This is a genomic window from Sorangium sp. So ce887 (assembly GCF_051521455.1).
Lineage (GTDB): Bacteria > Myxococcota_A > Polyangia > Polyangiales > Polyangiaceae > Sorangium.
In genome coordinates, this window is the sequence record NZ_CP150354.1 from 11,104,236 (window position 1) to 11,120,171 (window position 15,936).

The window sequence follows — 15,936 nt, forward strand, 5'->3', positions numbered from 1 at the left end:
GCACGGGCGAAGTCACGTTGTTGCTCTGCTTCACGTCATTGCTCCTCGGACCGCAGCTCAGCAACGCGAGTGCCAGCGCGACTCGGCACCTCCGGCGACCGGCGATCAGCGGGGCGCGCCGAGCGCGCCGGCGAGCGCGAGCGCGCGCTGGATCTCCGCCGACGTCACGAGGCCGATCACGTGCTCCCCCTCGTCGAGCACCGCGACCGCGCTCGCCTCGCCGCTCGCCAGCGCGTCGAACGAGCGGGACGCGTCGTCGCCGGCGCGCGCCCTCGGCACATTGACGGACATCACGGCGCCGACCGTCTCCGGCGCGACGCCGCGCCCGAGCTTTTGCGCGAGATCCCAGACCGTGACGACGCCGATCTCCCGGCGCCCCTCGCCTTCCCGGGGATCGTCGATGACCCGCGCGCCGACCAGGTTGTGGCGCAGGAGCCGCTCGGCCACCGCGCGAGGGCTCTCGTCCGCATACGCGTCGCCGAGCCGATCGGTCATCAAACGCAGGACCGGAATGCCGCGGAGGAGATCGTGCGTGCTCGAGCGCACCTGCTCGGCCGAGGCGCCCATGTAGACGAACACGGCGATGAGCACCAGGATGACGTTCCACGAGAGCAGGCCGAAGAGCCCGAAGACCACCGCCATCATCTTGCCGATCGTGGTCGCGACGCGCGTCGCGCGCGCCCGCCCGATGCGGCGGAGGAGCAGCCCCCTCAGCACCCGGCCGCCATCCATCGGGAACGCCGGCAGCAGGTTGAACGCGCCGAGGATCGCGTTCATGATCGCGAAGGCCAGGAGCGCCACGCTGACCTCCGCCGGCGCAGGGAGCAGGCGATAGGCGCCGTAGCTGCCGAGCGCGATAACGAAGCTCATCAGCGGCCCGGCGAACGCCATCCACGCCTCGTGCTCGGGATCGTCGCGCTCCATCAGCGAGACGCCGCCCAGCATCATCAGCGTGATCGAGCGCACCCGGATCCCGTTCTTGAGCGCGACGAGCGAGTGGGCCAGCTCGTGCGCCAGCACGGCGACGAACAGACCGACCGCCAGGATCGCCCCCCAGGCGAGCGGCGGCAGGCGCAGCGCCTCGCGCGGGATCTCGAGCGACGCCGCGATGAAAGAGAACTGCGACGCCGCCACATACGCGACGAACGGCAGGAAAATCAGCAAGGAGATGTGCAGCCGGATCGGGATTCCTCGGATGCGCAGGACTGTCAGCCCCTGATCAAACATATGCCTCCTGATCCCGGGTACAGATGGGGCCGACAAGCACCTTCGCAAGCCGCCGAGACGGCGCCGGCGCATGGAAATCAGGGCCTCTGCGCCGATACGCCGCGCAATGCAGAGGCGCACGCAGCGCCTGGACGGACTCCAGCGCAGGTGCGCGTCCGTCCCAGGCGGGACTCGGCGCGAGGAGCACGCATTCGAGGATGCGCAGCGCAGCGCGGCACCCCCACCGGCCGCGGATTGGCGTAGCTTGGTGTGACCGAGGTCGTCATGCGCCAGCGTGTCCCCGATGCATTGATGGCAGCGAGCACGAAAGAGCTCACGAGGGTCGAGCTCACGGTCCTTGAATCATCGCTCTCGGGCGGCGTGCCCAGGGACCTCACGGGCCATGTGTTCGCGATCGGTCCGGTCGGCTCGGTGGACGGCGGACTGCCCAGGGCGGACGGCGCGCCGATCCTCAATGGGAATGGGATGATCTATCGGCTCGACTTCGGCGGCGGCAACGCGGTCCGGCTGACGTCGAGGATTGCGCGACCCCCCTGCCATGACGCGGACGCCGCCTCGCGCCCCGGCACGCGCTTCGAGGCGCTCGGCTTCCGCGACGCGGGGCTGCTCCGCTTCTCGCCCCACCTCGGCCTGCGGAACCACCTCAATCACGCGTTCGTGCCGATGCACGCGCCCCGCGCGCCCGCGCGCCTCCTCGTCACGGGCGACACGGGGAGACCCTACGAGATCGACCCGGCGACGCTCGAGCTCGTCACGCCGGTCGGGCGCAACAGCACGTGGTACCCGGCGGCGCCCGTCGACCACCCCTTTCCGATGACGCTGGCGACCGCGCATCCGTGCTTCGACGCGGAGCGGGGTGAGCTCCTCACCGTCAACTACGGCCGCTCGCTCCTCCACCTGTTCGCCGCGTCGCTGCCGCGGCTCGACGAGCTCGCCGCGCTGCCGCGCTCCTGGGATCGGCTCGCGTCGGCGGCCGCGTCGATGATCGAGCAGCAGCTGCTCCGGCCGAGCGCGGATCGGCTCGAGCTCTTCGCGAAGCGCGCGCTCGAGCTCCTGCCCGCGCGCTTCCGCCCGAGCGCGCCGCCCGGCCCGGGCGACCTCCTCGCGCGGCAGGCGGCGCGCTTCGGCGGGGTCCCGCTCGACGAGGCGGCGGGCGACTTCGTGCACCTCCTGCGGTGGGACGGCCACAACGAGCCGGAGCGGCACGCGCTCGTCCTGCCGGGCGGCGCGCCGGTGCGCATCGAGCAGAGCGTGCACCAGCTCGGGCTGACGCGGCGCTGGGTCGTGCTGGCGGACACGGCCTTCCGGATCGGGCTGGAGAGCGTGGCCTGTCAGAGCCCCGGGGAGGGCCCCGGGGTCGATCGCCTCCTCCGGTCGCTGCTCACGATGCCCCACGAGCCGAGCACGACGTTCTACCTGGTCCGGCGGGACGCGCTCCGGCCGGGCGGCGGGTCCGTCGTCGTGAAGAAGGTCGTCGTCCCGCTGGAGACGCTCCATTTCCTCGTCGACTACGAGGACGCGGGCGACCGCATCACCGTGCACGCGGCGCACAACTGCGCCACCGACCACGCCGAGTGGCTCCGGCCCTACGACCGGCACGCGGCCGACAGGACACCGGCGCCGCCGCGGCTCCGCGGGCTGTCCCCGCCCGGGCAGGCGGACGTGAACCGCATCGGCCGGTACACCCTGGACGCGGCGGCCGAGCGCGTCGTGGATCAGGCGGTGTTCGCCGATCCTGCGCGGGCGCTCGGCGTCGGCCTCTACGCGTACCGGGAGGCGGGCCCGTCGTGGATGCCGCCCGATCGCATCGAGAACGTCTACTGGCGCGGCTGCGGGATCTGGGACGAGCTCTCGACCGAGTTCATCGACCGGCTCTACGCGGCGCACCCGCACAGGTCGCTGCCGATGGCGACGCTCCGGCGGATGCGCGCGGAAGGCGGGCACCCCGACAGCCTGTTCCGGTTCAACCACCGCGCGATGCGGATCGAGGATCGCTACGAGTTCCCGCAGCGCGCCGTGGGGTGCTGGCTCAGCTCGCTGCAGTTCGTGCCGCGGCGCGGCGGCAGCGGGGCGGATACGGACGGGTACGTGGTCGCGCTCGTCACGACGCCGCAGCGCGCGGAGGTCTGGATCTTCGACGCGACGAACCTGGCGCGAGGACCGCTCTGCAAGCTGGGGCACCCGGCCTTCCGGCCGGGGCTCACCCTCCACACGGCGTGGCTCAACGCGGCCCCGCCGTGGAGAGCCGGATACAAGGTGCCGGTGCGCGAGGACTACGAGGATTTCGTGGCCGAGGCCCCGCTCGACCAGGTGAAGGCGCTGTTCGAGGAGGCGGTCTATCCGCGGTTCGCCTGAGCCGCCCTTGACGCATTGACGCCGTTCACCGCCTGCTGCCCGGGAGGTTACGTCCTCCCTGCGCCCTGTGCGGGCTGCCGCGGACACGCGACCGGGCCGGAAGCGCGGGTGCGCGAACGGAAGCGCGCAACGACGCGAACCGAGGGCGCCGCGACGCCGGTGCAATGATGTCGCGGAGGGAACGAGGGTGACGACGGCGGACGGTTCCGACCGGAGTCGAGGCTTCCGCTCTCACGTGCGAACGGATGCACAAACGTGTCGGAACGCCCGGCGCTGAGCAGGCAGGGCGCAGCGCGCACGTCTCCCTCGGACGGCGCGATCGATCGCGTCGGCGCTGCGCGGAGCCCGTGGCTTCTCTGGGTACGGCGGGAGGTTCCACCTATTTTGAGAACACCTGCGCTCGCCGCGACCGCTGCGCGCGACCGCGTCACGCCGCGCAATCGCGGTGCGCGGCGCGCCTCGACCGGTCCCACCGAGATCGAATCGTGGAGAAATACAAAGGGCGCGCAGATCCGAGGAGCGCCTAATTCGCGAACGCCATCCGCGAATTCACGCGATTTCGAAGCGGCAGCCTCTGCACAGAGGCGCGAGGCACACAGCCTGCTCTGGGGTGAGTCAAGGTGTTCGGGGCCGCGAGGCTCAACAGGGACACCGGGGAGGACCAATGATCTCGATTCACGGCAAGATGATGGGTTTCGCGATGGTGCTGGCGCTCGGGGCCGGGTGCGCGGTCGGCGCCGATGAGGAGTTCGACCTGGATGAGGAGAGCGTCGACACCACGAGCGAGGCGCTGGAAGAGGCCGAGCGCGGCGGGTACGCGTCGCAATCGCAGTCGCAGGTCGGCCAGATGGGGCCCAGCAAGCTCGGTCTGCCCCCGAGCAAGGGTCTGCCCTCGAAGGTTGGCCCGATGCTCCCCGGCAAGGGCCCCAGCAAGGGCGAGCTCCTGCCCAGCAAGGGTGAGTTCCCGACGAAGGGTGGCCTGCCGAGCAAGGGCCTCCCCCCGGGCAAGGGCGGCTACTCGCAAGGCCCGGCGCAGATCAGCCAGGGCGCGGTGGGCCAGGCGTCGGACCTCTCGCAGGCGCAGGTCGGGCAGCTCGGCCCCGGCGCGCAGACGCAGATCGGGCAGCTCGGCCCCGGCGCGCCGGCGCAGATCGGACAGGAGGGCGTCGGGCAGACGGGCGGCATGGTGGGGCAGGAGACCGGGCAGCGTGACGGCGCGCGCTGCGGCGGCTTCGGCTTCGGCGGCGGCTGCGGCTTCGGCGGCGGCTTCTGCGGCGGCGGCTGCGGCTTCGGCGGCCTGACGGCGGTCACGACGTCGATCACCAGCTTCATCCCGAGCTGCGGCTTCGGCTTCGGCGGCCTCTGCGGCGGCTTCGGCGGACTCGGCGGCTTCGGCATCTGACCTCGCTCTGACCGCACCGCGCCGGCCGGCGCCCGAGGCTCCGCCTCTCTGGATCCCGCGGCGCCGCTCCGGCCCTCCTCATTCACTGGGCTCCCGAGCGCCGGCAGCCTGGGGTTGGATATCCCAGGCTGCCGGTAGCTGCTCTCTCCCCTCCACCGCTCGCGCAGGAGCCGCTCCACCGCTCGCCGGTGGGGAGCGCGCGAGACCCCGACCCCTTCAGCCACCCTGACCGAGCGCGCGATCCAGGTAGAACGCCGCGCTGACCAGCCCGAGGTGGGTGAACGCCTGCGGGAAGTTGCCGAGGAGCTCTCCGCTCGGCCCGATCTCCTCGGAGTACAGCCCGAGGTGGTTGGCGTACGTGAGCATCTTCTCGAAGATGAAGCGCGCCTCGTCGAGGCGGCCGGCGCGCGCCAGCGCCTCGACGAGCCAGAAGGTGCAGATGCTGAACGTGCCCTCCTTGCCGGTCAGGCCGTCGCCGGCGCCCTTGCCGAGCTCGTAGCGGTGAACGAGCGTGTCGCTCGCGAGCTCCGCGAGCGTGCGGTCGATCGTGCCGAGGATGCGCGGATCGGTGGGAGAGATGAAGCGCATGAGCGACATGAGCAGGTTGCTCGCGTCGAGCGCCTTCGAGCCGAACGACTGCACGAACGTCCTCCGCTCCGCGTCCCAGCCGTGCGTCATGATCGCCTCGTAGATGGCGTCGCGCGTGCGCGCGATGCGCGGGCGATCGAGCGGCAGCGAGCGCTTGTCGGCGAGCCGCAGGGTCCGGTCGAGGGCGACCCAGCACTGGAGCTTCGAGTAGACGAACTGCCGCCTGCCGCCGCGCACCTCCCAGATGCTCTCGTCCGTCTGCTCCCAGTTCTGACACACCCAGGTCGACATGCGCTGGAGCTCACGCCAGAAGTCGTAGGAGATGGGCGACCCGTACTTGTCGAACAGGTACACCGAGTCGATGAGCTCGCCGTAGATGTCGAGCTGGAGCTGCGCTGTCGCCCCGTTGCCGACCCGGACCGGCCGCGACCCGCGGTAGCCGTCGAGGTGGGTCAGCGCGACCTCGGGCAGCTCGTGGCGCCCCTCGATGCTGTACATGAGCTGGAGCGGCCCGGTGGGGCCGTCCTCCTCGGAGACGCGGGCGCTCAGAAACTCCATGAAGCGCGCGGCCTCCTCGGTGTAGCCGAGCCGGAGAAAGGCGTAGAGGGTGAACGCGGCGTCGCGCACCCAGACATAGCGGTAGTCCCAGTTGCGGACCCCGCCGATCTCCTCGGGCAGGCTGGTGGTCGCCGCGGCGACGATCGCGCCTGTCGGCTCGAACGTGAGCAGCTTGAGGACGAGGGCCGACCGGTCGACCATCTCGCGCCAGCGTCCCTTGTAGCGCGACTTGCCGAGCCACTTCCGCCAGAAGTCGACCGTGCGCCGGAGGGCGTCCTCGCCGTTGATCGGCATGGCGAGCAGGCCGTCGCTCGCCGTCCAGTCCTCGACCTGGCGCAGCGCGAACGTGGCCGACTCGCCGGGCTGCAGCACGAAGTCGGCGGTCACCCCGCCGGCGCCGTCGCTCGACAGGGGAACCGGGCTGATCAGCGCGAGGTCGAGCCCATCCGAGTCGAAGACGGCGCCGCGCGGATCGTCGAGGAGGAGGCGGTGGGGGCGGCGGGCGAAGTCCATCGCGGGGCGGCAGGCGAGCCGGAAGCGCACCGCGCCGCGGACGGCCCGCGCCACGCGGACGATCTGGTGCATCCCGCGGCGGTAGTCGCCGTACGTGTCCCGGTGGATCGGCATGAAATCGCAGACCTCGCCGACCCCGTCCACGTCGAGGAAGCGCGTGAGGAGCACGTTGGTGTCGGGCATGTACATCTGCTTGCGCGACGTGGCGTGCGCCGCCGCGAGCGCGAAGCTGCCCCCCTGCTTGTCGTCCAGGATGGCCGCGAACACGCTCGGCGAGTCGAAGTGGGGCAGGCAGCACCAGTCGATGGAGCCATCCATCCCGACCAGCGCAACAGAGTGCATGTCGCCGATGATGCCGTAGGACTCGATGGGCTTGTAGGGCATCGCCTGTTCATAGCGCCCGCCCGGCCGAGAGGAACAGCCCCCGCCGCGATCGCCCGCGGTTTCTGCCCTCACGATCGCGGCGGCAACCGCGAGAGCTTCCGCTGGAGCGAGCGCCTGTGCATCCTGAGCTTGCGCGCCGCCTCCGAGATGTTCCCCTCGCTGTCGGCGAGCACACGCTGGAGGTACTCCCACTCCACGCGCTCGAGCGACGGCAGGCCCTCGTCGCCGTTCGCGGTCGGGGCGAAGCCGAGCAGCGACCGCGCGCACCGGGCCGCGTCCACCGGCTTGGTCAGGTAATCCACGGCGCCCGCCCGGATCGCCGCCACCGCGTTCGCGATCGTGCCGTACCCCGTGAACACCACGATGCGGATGCCGTCATCCATGCTCCGCAGCGTCCCCACGAGGTCGATCCCGCTCTGCCCGGGCATCCGGACGTCGACGAGCGCGTACTCGAACACGTGTTCGCGCGCCATCGCCGCGGCCTCCTCCGCGCTGCCGGCGAGGAACACCGCGAACCCGTGCTTGACGAGCGCCTGCCCGAGCGCCGACCGGAAGGTCGCGTCGTCGTCGACGATGAGCAGCGTCGGCTCGCCGGCGGGCTCCGTGCTCACGGGTCCACCGGCGCGAGGCGCAGGGCGACGCGCGTGCCGGCCGGCTGCCTCGCCGACACCGTGAGGCGCCCGCCGACCTGCTCGATGAGCGTCCGCACGAGGTAGAGCCCGAGGCCCATCCCCTCGCCGGGCGCCTTGGTCGTCACGAACGGCTCGCCGAGCCGCCCCTCCAGGCCCGCCGGGACGCCCGCGCCCCCGTCCTCGACGCTGATCACCGGCGCGCCGCCCTCGTCCCCGACGGTGACAACGATCGGCCCCGCGGCCGCGGAGGCCGGCCCGAGCGCCTCCAGCGCGTTGTCGAGCAGGGCGAACAGCGCCGCCTCGATGTCGGCCGCGTCGAGCGGCACCGTGCGCCGCGGCGCGAGGTCGCCGCGCACCTCGACGGCGACGCCGGGGTGCGCCGCCCGCCACGCCTGCACGCCGCGCAGGGCCGCCGCGCCGACCTCGACCCCGGCGCGCAGCTCGTCCGCCCGGACGTCCGCCCGCATGCGCGCGATCACGACGCGGCAGCGCTCGACCTGCTCCGCGATCGTCCGGGCGCGGCGCCGCGCGGCGTCGGTCGCCTCCGGGTCGTGGAGGCTCTCCCCGGCGAGCACCGCGATCGTCCCGAGCGGGGTGCCGAGCTCGTGCGCGGTGCCGGCGGCGAGCGCGCCGAGGGCCTGGAAGCGCGAGGCCTCCTCCGCGCGCCGGCGGAGCGCCGCGTTCTCGGCCGCGCTCTCGTCGAGCGCGCGGCGGACCTTGAGGAGCACGTAGGCGACGAGCGACGAGCTCAGGACGAACGCGAGGAGCATCCCGTAGAGGTGGGCCGAGAAGGCGCCGTGCTCCGGGTGGCTCGGGCAGCACGCGCCGGCGGGGAGCGCGAAGAGCGCCGCGAACAGGCACGCCGCGAGCGCCGCGAGCGCGAAGGTCGTCCGAGGCGGCAGGAGCGCCGCGGCGAGCGCGACGTGCACGAAGAAGAGGGCGCTGAACGGGTTGCCCGCGCCGCCCGACGCGGCGAGGACCCCCGCGATCGCGACGAGGTCGAGGGCCACGACGAAGGCGACGAGCCCGCTCTGCGCGCCCTTCTCGGACCGCACCCGCCGGGCGAGGGCGAGGTTGAGCCCGCCGGCCAGCACGAGGATGGGCACGGCGATGCCGTACCGGACGTGGTAGCCGAACAGCGCCTCGTCGACGATCAGGGTGGCCGCGAGCAGCGCGAACACCGCCCAGCGCAATCCGACGAGCCACCGGAGGACGATCCCGCCCGCCGGCGCCTGATCCAGGGAAGCCTCGCGCGTCACGGCGGAGACTATAGCGCGAAAGCCGGGAGGACCGCGCTCGAGACGGCCTCGCCGAGCTCGATGCCCGCCTTCCCGCCTTCATGTTCAAATGACCCCACCCCCCGCGGCGCCTGCTGCGTTGGAGAGGAGGCGCCTCGCTGCGCCGGCGATGGCGGAGGCATCGATCCCCGCCGCGTGCAGGAGCTCGGCTGGGCTGCCCGAGCCGGGCATCTCCCTCACGGCGAGGTGGACGACGCGCGCGACGACAGGCTCCTCGCCCGCCAGGCTCTCGAGCACGGCGTCGCCCAGGCCGCCCTCGGCCCAGTGATCCTCCACGACGATGGCGTTTCCAGCCGTCGCCTGCACCGCCGCGCGGATGCCGGCGGCGTCGATCGGCTTGACGCAATAGGCGTCGACGACTCGAGCGGAGAGCCCGCTCGCCTCGAGCGCTGCGTGGGCCTTCAACGCTTCGTGGACGGTGATGCCGGCGGCGATGATCGTCACGTGATCGTGGGGCGCCTCGCGCAGCACCTTGCTCCCCCCGATGGGAAACGCTTCGGTCGAATCGTACAGGACAGGCGTCTTCTCGCGCGTCGTTCGGAGATAGACGATGCCCTTCTGGCCGGCCATGGCAGCGACGAGCCGCGCGGTCTGATGGGCGCAGCACGGATAGAGCACGGTGCTCCCGTGGACGGCGCGCATCATGGCCAGATCCTCGAGCCCCATCTGCGACGGACCGTCCTCGCCGATGGACACGCCGGCGTGCGAGCCGCAGAGGCGGATATCGGCCCTCGACACCGCGGCCATCCGGATGAAATCGTAGGCGCGCGTGAGGAAGGCCGCGAACGTCGACGCGAAGGGCGACCAGCGCCGGACGCTCATCCCCACGGCGGCGGCCACCATCTGCTGTTCGCTGATGAACATCTCGAAGTAGCGGTCGGGGTGAGCCTTCGCGAACTCCTCGGCGAAGGTCGAGTTGTTGACCTCGCCGTCCACGGCGACGATGTCCGCGCGCGCAGCGCCGAGCGCCTTGAGCGCGTCGCCGTAGGCCTTCCGCGTCGCGACGCCCGTGGAGCGCTCGTAGGTGGGGAGCCTCAGCGGCTCGGTGGTGGGCCGCGGAGCAGGCTGACCCGGCGCCGGCGCCTGGGGCTCGACCACGATGTCGCGCATCCCTCCCAGCTCTTCGATCGCCTTCGCGCACTGCGCCTCGTCGAGCGCCTTCCCGTGCCAGCCGTCCTTGTCCTCGACGAGGGACACGCCTTTTCCCTTCACCGTGCGCGCGACGATCAGCGCGGGGGCATCCAGCGCGCCGAGGGCTTCGGCATAGGCGCCCGAGATGGCGGAGGGATCGTGGCCGTCGATCTCCAGGGCACGCCAGCCGAACGCGCGGGCACGCGCCGCATAGGCCGCGGAGTTCCAGCCGAGGGGGGTCGGTCCGCGTTGCCCCAGACGGTTCATGTCGAGGATGGCAATGATGTTGCCGAGCTGATAGTGGCGCGCGTGGTCGAAGGCCTCCCAGATGGATCCCTCGGACATCTCGCTGTCGCCGAGCAACACCCAGACGCGGTAGGGGATCTTCTCGAGATACTTCCCGGAGAGCGCCATCCCGACGCCGAAGGGGAGCCCCTGACCCAGGGAGCCGGTAGCCACGTCGACCCAGGGGATCGTCGGCACCGGGTGCCCTTCCAGCCGGCTCCCGAAGCGCCGGTAGGACAGGAGCTCCGCGTCGGAGAGGACGCCCGCCGCCTTGAGCATCGCGTAGAGCAGAGGGGAGGCGTGACCCTTCGAAAAGATCACGTGATCGTTGTTCGGGTTCTCCGGATGGCTCAGGTCCCAGCGGAGGTAGTCGTAGAGGAGCACCGCCATGAGATCGGCCGCCGACAGGCTGGAGGTCGGGTGACCGGAGCCGGCCATCGTCGAGGCGCGGAGGCTATCGACGCGAAGCTGCTGAGCGAGCTCACGAGGATCGTGCGCCTGCTCGGCGCTCCTCCGGCGTCGCCCCTCGGTCCGGTCGTCCGCACCGCGCGATCCGTGCTCACGCTGAGGCGCGTCGTGCGACACGTGGGTCGACCTCTCGCCGGGCGGCGCGGGCGAGCGGTCCTTCTCGGCCCTCGACAGCTGCTCTCGATGATCGTGCGCAGGCGCCCCCCTGGGACGGCTCGGCACAGCGTCTCTCAGGGGGCTGCGTACGTGCTTTGGCCGTCTCTTCTCGGGCGGCTTGGGGACCTCTTGCGCCATGGCTGCACCTGACCTTGCCGTTTTGATGCAAGCACGGTTGATGCAATCAGGGTGCCACCGCGTACGAAGCGTGCATCTGGCTGGCGGGCACGAGCCTGCTCACCGCGGCCGGAGCGCGGAGAACAGCGCGCGCGGCCGCGCCACGACGCGGGCGTGGACAGGCAGCCGGAGCCAGGGGGTCGACAAGCACGCGCCCCGCGCAGGCTGGTGCGCAACAGTGCACGCGCTGGGCGGTCCGACCCACGTCATCGGGAAGTTCTGACCTGAATTCCGTCTGGCATCGAATCCCATCATCAGAAGAATCGTTCGCGCTGTCGCGTTGCTCGTTGCAAGGCGCTCGTTATCCGATGTCGCTCTCGGCCGGCGACCGCCTGTCCCGCCGTCAAGAGCCGCCAGGTCTTTCCTCTGGGTGCCGGGCGAGAGGCAGTGTACGCTGGACATGATGAAAGCAGCGACATTCGCGCTCTTGCTCATGTCGGTGGTGGGCTGCGCCTCTACCGGCGCGCGATCTCGGCACGGGCAGCCCGATCCCGCGGCGAGCGTCGAGGTGGTTGGAGAGATGCAGCTTGAAGAGGAGCTGCACCGGCTGGATCTGCTCGAGGCCGAGATTTACGCTCATTCCCCCTCCGATGCTCCCGGCAATCCACGCGATCGTTGCGCTGACGGCGATCGCGAGGTGATGTCCAGGATGCAGGTGTTCAAGCTCATGATGGGGAACCCGCAGAAGCAGTCCGCGGACGGGAAATATTACGGTCTGCTGCAGAGAGGGACGCCGGAGGAGCTCTTGCCGGCGATCTATTTAAGGAGGTACTATTTCGAGGGTCTGCTGGAGTGTGTTCGTGGCCTGACGGGCGCAGAACCCCGCGACGCGAGGGAGGAACATCACGTCTCGATCCTCACTCAGTCGAACTTCGACGCTGAAACCAGCCGCGGGCTTGTTCTGGTGGATTTCATGACCCACTGGTGCGGTCCTTGCAAAATCATGGCGCCCGAGCTGCAGAAGCTCGCGCGTGATCATCGAGGCGAGATCCGGGTGGGGAGGTTGACCGCCGATCGGCACCGGGAGCTGATCGAGAGGTTTGAAATCACGACCTTCCCGATGCTGGTTCTCCTCAAGGATGGAGAAGAGGTGGCACGGAACGGAAAATATCGTAGGTATCCAGATCTCTTGGCATGGGTTCGGGACGTGACGTCGGGGCAAAGCTCCCCGTCGAGCGCGCACTTGCCGCGGGGTGACCAGACTTCGGCCGGCGACGCCCGCTGAGCCGCGCTCGTCTGCTTTTCATCCCTTGTTTGCTTCCGCGGCCTCGTCGGACGGTTGACCTCCCGCCTGACCGTCTTCGTCTGCAGGGGCATCAGGTCCCCTGGGGAATCCCCCTCGCCGGCCTGGGGCAAGCGGTGACGCCGCCGGAACACGTTGTCTCCGCCCCTGCGGATTGTGTGAGAATTTGGTCGCGAAGGCGCAATGCAACCCCGGCGACTGTCTGGGTCGCGGGCGTTCGATGAAGCTATCCGAGCACGCCCGGATAATGTATAGACAGGAACCGTTACGGCGCCGTGGCACGATTCCGCGTGTGTCGGGTGTGCTCGCATGACCAGGGTGGCGTATGCGCGGTCCTCGATCTGCAACTTATGTTCTGTCGTGGGTGGCGCTGTTCCTTGGGCTGCTCGCGACCGCTTACGCGCACGCGGCGGACCCTCCCGAGCGGCCTCGCGAACGCTCCCGGCCCGTCAAAGAGCTCATCCGTGAGGCCGACGCGGCAGTGGCTCGCCTCGATATCGCGCGGGCCCGGGAGCTGTGGGCCGAGGTCTACGAGATCGAGCGGTCGAACGTCGCGATGTGCACCCTGGGGCAGCTCGACGCGCGGATGGGCCGCTGGGCGGACGCCATGGTGGAGCTGTCGCAGTGCGTCGACCAGATGCCGGCCCCGCGCACGAAGCAGCAGCGGAGCCTGTACGAGCAGCGTCACGCCGACCTCGCCCGTGCCCGGCGGCGGGTGGGCGAGGTGGTCCTCGTGCCGCCGCCCGGCGTCGTGGGCATGCTCGTGAACGGCCGCGGGGTGAAGGACGGTCGCCGCGTCTACGTGGCGCCCGGCCAGCACGAGGTGACAGCCGTCGGGGAGGATGGGCAGGTCGCGCGCACGAGCGTGAAGGTGGAGGCGGGCGAGTCGAAGCCGGTGCCGCTCACGTTCGACAAGCCGGCGCCGGAGGACCGCGCGCAGGCGCCGAAGGGGGCTCCGGGGCCTCGGGCTCCAGGGCCGGCGGCGCCGAAAGCGCCGCATCAGGGGGCAGCCCGGCCGGGGGCGGACTTCCGGATCGTCGCGACGGGCGCGATGGCCTCCGCTGGGTTGCTGGTCACGGGCGCCGTGTTCCTGCAGAGCGCGCAGGGGTATGAGCAGGAGTCGACGGCGGCTGGGTATCACGCCCAGACGATGAGCAAGCTCGACCCCGCATTTCAACCCGACTACAACGAGATCATTGATACTGCCGCCAGCGGGAAGCTGATGAGTCTCCTGGGTACCAGCTCGCTGATCGTTGGGGCGGCAGCGTGCGTGGCCACCCTCGTGTACGTCTGGTTGCCGAACGACACGCAGATTCGCGTGGCAACGCACGGCGCGGAGGTTCGCGTTCGATGGTGAGCGTTGGCGACGTCCCTGTGGGCCATGAGCGCGCGAGCACGGTGAAGCCGGCACGGAGGCCTTCCTGATGCGACAACCGATGTTGCTGGTTCTCTCCGCGACGGCGCTGCTCGCGTGCGAAAACGAGTGGTATGTACCGCTGCTCGCGCCGCCGGCCGATTCGGGTCCGGTGCTGTGGATGTGGGTAGGTGCCGAGGACGAAGCGCCTCCTTGCATCGACGGCCAGCCGCCGAAGTGGGAAGGCTGGATGCCTGAAACACCTGAAGGGCTGCCGGACACGTGCGATGCGTGCGAATGCGGCCCGGCGGCGTGCGTGCTGCCCTCCAAGGTCATGACGAGCGGGATGATCTGCCCAGGCGGAGGCCCATCGATCGCGCTCGATGCCGGCGCGGGATGGGATGGGACATGCGCTGCGCTCCCGTCGCCCGTCCAGCCGGACGATGTCGCGTCCATCGTCTACGAGCCGCCGACACTCTCGCCGTGCACCCCCTCGGCGACGCCCCAGCCGCCGCCTGTTCCTGCGAGTTTCGTCCGGGTGTGCGCCGGCAATACGGCGCAGGACCCGCCGGGGTTCATCCCCTGCATGGAGTCCAGCAGGGAGGAGAGCTGCAGGAATGGCCTGACACGACACGAGTTCTTCGAGGAACTGATCGACGACCGCGCCTGCGCTCCGTGCGAGTGTGGTCCCCCGGCGGGAGGCAGGTGCGTCGCCGACGTCGGCTTGTATGGGGACAGCGCATGCAGCGACCGCGTGAACGCGGCGATCTCCCTCGGCCTCGGGGAGGAGTCCTGCGCGGACGTCAGCTCGCCCCTCCCGCTCAGCGCGATGCGCGCCACGCTCGTGGAAGCAGAGCCAGGCGCCTGCTCCCCCGGCGCTCCGGCCGTGCTCGGCACCCTGGAGCGACGCGAGCCGCACGTTGTGTGCTCCTTTCCCGAGATCTAGGGCAGCCCATGCGGCGGATGATGGAGACGACCCTGTTGAGCACGTGGCTCACCCTCTTGGCGGTGCTGTCGCTACCGGTCATGGCATGCGCAAATCATCCGGACATCGCAGGGAAGGCGGTCGTCGCCCTCGACGGTGAAACCCTGGGTTACGATACTGGCGATGAGGGGCGGAGGTTCGTAAAAACAGGGGAGAGGTGGTCGACGTGGTGCACCCTGAGAAACTCCGCGCTGTCGATGGCCCTGGACCGCGCGCGCGACGACAACCCGCCGATCAGCGGAATTTCATTGGACGTCAAGCGCGAAGATGACGGCGGCGAGCCTCTACCGAATGTCACGATGGACATAAGAGAGGATTTCTACGATGGATTTTGCCCCGTCGTGGCGACGGTCGGCGACGACCCGCACGAGGTGGACTTCTCGACGGGCGATTGCCAGCTGCGGCGGGCCCTCGACGGCCATCCCGCGTTGCTCGTCTCCGCCTTGTTTCACGTCAAGGAGTGCGAGAACGAGTAGGCCACGGCCGGCGCGGCCGGGTACGGCGCGCGCCCTCAGTCACCGCGGCCGGAGCACGGAGAACAGCGCGCGCGGGAGCGGGTCCAGCGTCCCCTGGTAGACGGTCTCGACGCTGGAGAGGACCTCGAAATCAGCCCCGAAGATCTCGCGGATCTCCTCGGGAGAGAACCGGTACGGCCCCTGTTCCCGCGGCTCCAGCACGCTGAAGCACTTGAGGAAGAAGAGCCCTCCGGGCGCGACGAGCCGCTTCAGCGCGCGCACGTAATCGGCCCTCCGGTCCGGCGGGAGGCAATGGAAACAGCCGCGATCGAAGACGACATCGAACCGCTCGTCGAGCCGGCTGTCCAGGATATCGTCCTGCACGAAACGCACGGCGGCGCCTCGCTGCGCCGCCTGCGCCGCCGCCTGCTCGATGGCGGCGTGCGAGAGGTCGGTGCCGGTGACGTCGAACCCGCGCTCGGCCAGCGCGAACGCCTGCGTGGCCGGGCCCGTGCCGAGATCGAGCGCCCGCCCCCGGGCGACCTGCCAGCGCTCGAGCGCCTGACCGAGATCGGGATCCAGGCTCGCGTGGTACCAGGGCAGGCTCTCTGCCGGGGTGCTTCGATACAGCTCTTGCCAGTCCGGGAAGTTTCGCTGTTCGCTCATGTCCACCGTTATAGTCCGCCGGAGCGGCGCTGCACCCCGGGCGTTCTCGTGTAGGCTCC

At 70.5% G+C, this 15,936-nt stretch carries 12 protein-coding genes; 6 read left to right on the forward strand and 6 right to left on the reverse strand.

Annotation, left to right across the window (positions count from 1 at the left end; genetic code table 11):
• Positions 1-105 precede the first annotated feature (105 nt).
• Positions 106-1,227: a site-2 protease family protein gene (locus WMF36_RS41655; protein ID WP_437576391.1), complete on the reverse strand. Its 1,122-nt coding sequence runs from the start codon at positions 1,225-1,227 to the stop codon at positions 106-108.
• A 264-nt stretch (positions 1,228-1,491) separates the two neighbouring features.
• Here WMF36_RS41655 and WMF36_RS41660 point away from each other — a divergent pair, with 264 nt between their 5' ends.
• Positions 1,492-3,582: a carotenoid oxygenase family protein gene (locus tag WMF36_RS41660; RefSeq protein WP_437576394.1), complete on the forward strand. Its 2,091-nt coding sequence runs from the start codon at positions 1,492-1,494 to the stop codon at positions 3,580-3,582.
• Between the two features lie 664 nt (positions 3,583-4,246).
• Entirely contained in the window at positions 4,247-4,984 is a 738-nt protein-coding gene (locus WMF36_RS41665) for a hypothetical protein (protein WP_437576395.1), read from the forward strand.
• 216 nt (positions 4,985-5,200) lie between these two features.
• Here the strand turns inward: WMF36_RS41665 and WMF36_RS41670 are convergent, their stop codons facing one another.
• From WMF36_RS41670 to WMF36_RS41685, 4 genes are all read right to left on the reverse strand, one after another.
• Entirely contained in the window at positions 5,201-7,027 is a 1,827-nt protein-coding gene (locus WMF36_RS41670; RefSeq protein ID WP_437576396.1) for a glycoside hydrolase family 15 protein, read from the reverse strand.
• A 68-nt stretch (positions 7,028-7,095) separates the two neighbouring features.
• Positions 7,096-7,638: a response regulator transcription factor gene (locus WMF36_RS41675; protein ID WP_437576398.1), complete on the reverse strand. Its 543-nt coding sequence runs from the start codon at positions 7,636-7,638 to the stop codon at positions 7,096-7,098.
• The gene (locus WMF36_RS41680; protein WP_437576399.1) at positions 7,635-8,918 is read right to left on the reverse strand and encodes a sensor histidine kinase; all 1,284 of its coding nucleotides are present in this window, start codon (positions 8,916-8,918) and stop codon (positions 7,635-7,637) included. Before WMF36_RS41680 ends, WMF36_RS41675 begins: the two co-directional genes overlap by 4 nt.
• A gap of 84 nt (positions 8,919-9,002) precedes the next feature.
• On the reverse strand, positions 9,003-11,063 hold the full coding sequence (locus tag WMF36_RS41685) for a transketolase (protein WP_437576401.1): 2,061 nt from the start codon (positions 11,061-11,063) through the stop codon (positions 9,003-9,005).
• 511 nt (positions 11,064-11,574) lie between these two features.
• Between WMF36_RS41685 and WMF36_RS41690 the strand changes: the two genes are divergently transcribed.
• The 4 genes from WMF36_RS41690 to WMF36_RS41705 all read left to right on the forward strand — a co-directional run bounded on the left by WMF36_RS41690 (position 11,575) and on the right by WMF36_RS41705 (position 15,232).
• On the forward strand, positions 11,575-12,399 hold the full coding sequence (locus WMF36_RS41690) for a thioredoxin family protein (RefSeq protein WP_437576402.1): 825 nt from the start codon (positions 11,575-11,577) through the stop codon (positions 12,397-12,399).
• A 499-nt stretch (positions 12,400-12,898) separates the two neighbouring features.
• Positions 12,899-13,774 (forward strand): hypothetical protein, encoded by an 876-nt coding sequence (locus tag WMF36_RS41695; protein ID WP_437576404.1) that lies wholly within the window; start codon positions 12,899-12,901, stop codon positions 13,772-13,774.
• Positions 13,775-13,853: 79 nt separating this feature from the next.
• Positions 13,854-14,717, forward strand: a complete 864-nt coding sequence (locus WMF36_RS41700) for a hypothetical protein (RefSeq protein WP_437576405.1) — start codon at positions 13,854-13,856, stop codon at positions 14,715-14,717.
• A gap of 8 nt (positions 14,718-14,725) precedes the next feature.
• Positions 14,726-15,232, forward strand: coding sequence for a hypothetical protein (locus tag WMF36_RS41705; protein WP_437576406.1), 507 nt, complete (start codon positions 14,726-14,728; stop codon positions 15,230-15,232).
• Positions 15,233-15,271: 39 nt separating this feature from the next.
• Here the strand turns inward: WMF36_RS41705 and WMF36_RS41710 are convergent, their stop codons facing one another.
• Complete coding sequence (locus WMF36_RS41710; protein WP_437576408.1) at positions 15,272-15,877, reverse strand: class I SAM-dependent methyltransferase; 606 nt, start codon at positions 15,875-15,877, stop codon at positions 15,272-15,274.
• Between the last annotated feature and the right edge of the window lie 59 nt (positions 15,878-15,936).

Excerpts from the sequence above, each read along its gene's own strand:
- WMF36_RS41655 (WP_437576391.1), bottom strand. The coding sequence starts at position 1,227 with ATGTTTGATCAGGGGCTGACAGTCCTGCGCATCCGAGGAATCCCGATC.
- WMF36_RS41660 (WP_437576394.1), top strand. The coding sequence starts at position 1,492 with ATGCGCCAGCGTGTCCCCGATGCATTGATGGCAGCGAGCACGAAAGAG.
- WMF36_RS41665 (WP_437576395.1), top strand. The coding sequence starts at position 4,247 with ATGATCTCGATTCACGGCAAGATGATGGGTTTCGCGATGGTGCTGGCG.
- WMF36_RS41670 (WP_437576396.1), bottom strand. The coding sequence starts at position 7,027 with ATGCCCTACAAGCCCATCGAGTCCTACGGCATCATCGGCGACATGCAC.
- WMF36_RS41690 (WP_437576402.1), top strand. The coding sequence starts at position 11,575 with ATGATGAAAGCAGCGACATTCGCGCTCTTGCTCATGTCGGTGGTGGGC.
- WMF36_RS41700 (WP_437576405.1), top strand. The coding sequence starts at position 13,854 with ATGTTGCTGGTTCTCTCCGCGACGGCGCTGCTCGCGTGCGAAAACGAG.
- WMF36_RS41705 (WP_437576406.1), top strand. The coding sequence starts at position 14,726 with ATGCGGCGGATGATGGAGACGACCCTGTTGAGCACGTGGCTCACCCTC.
- WMF36_RS41710 (WP_437576408.1), bottom strand. The coding sequence starts at position 15,877 with ATGAGCGAACAGCGAAACTTCCCGGACTGGCAAGAGCTGTATCGAAGC.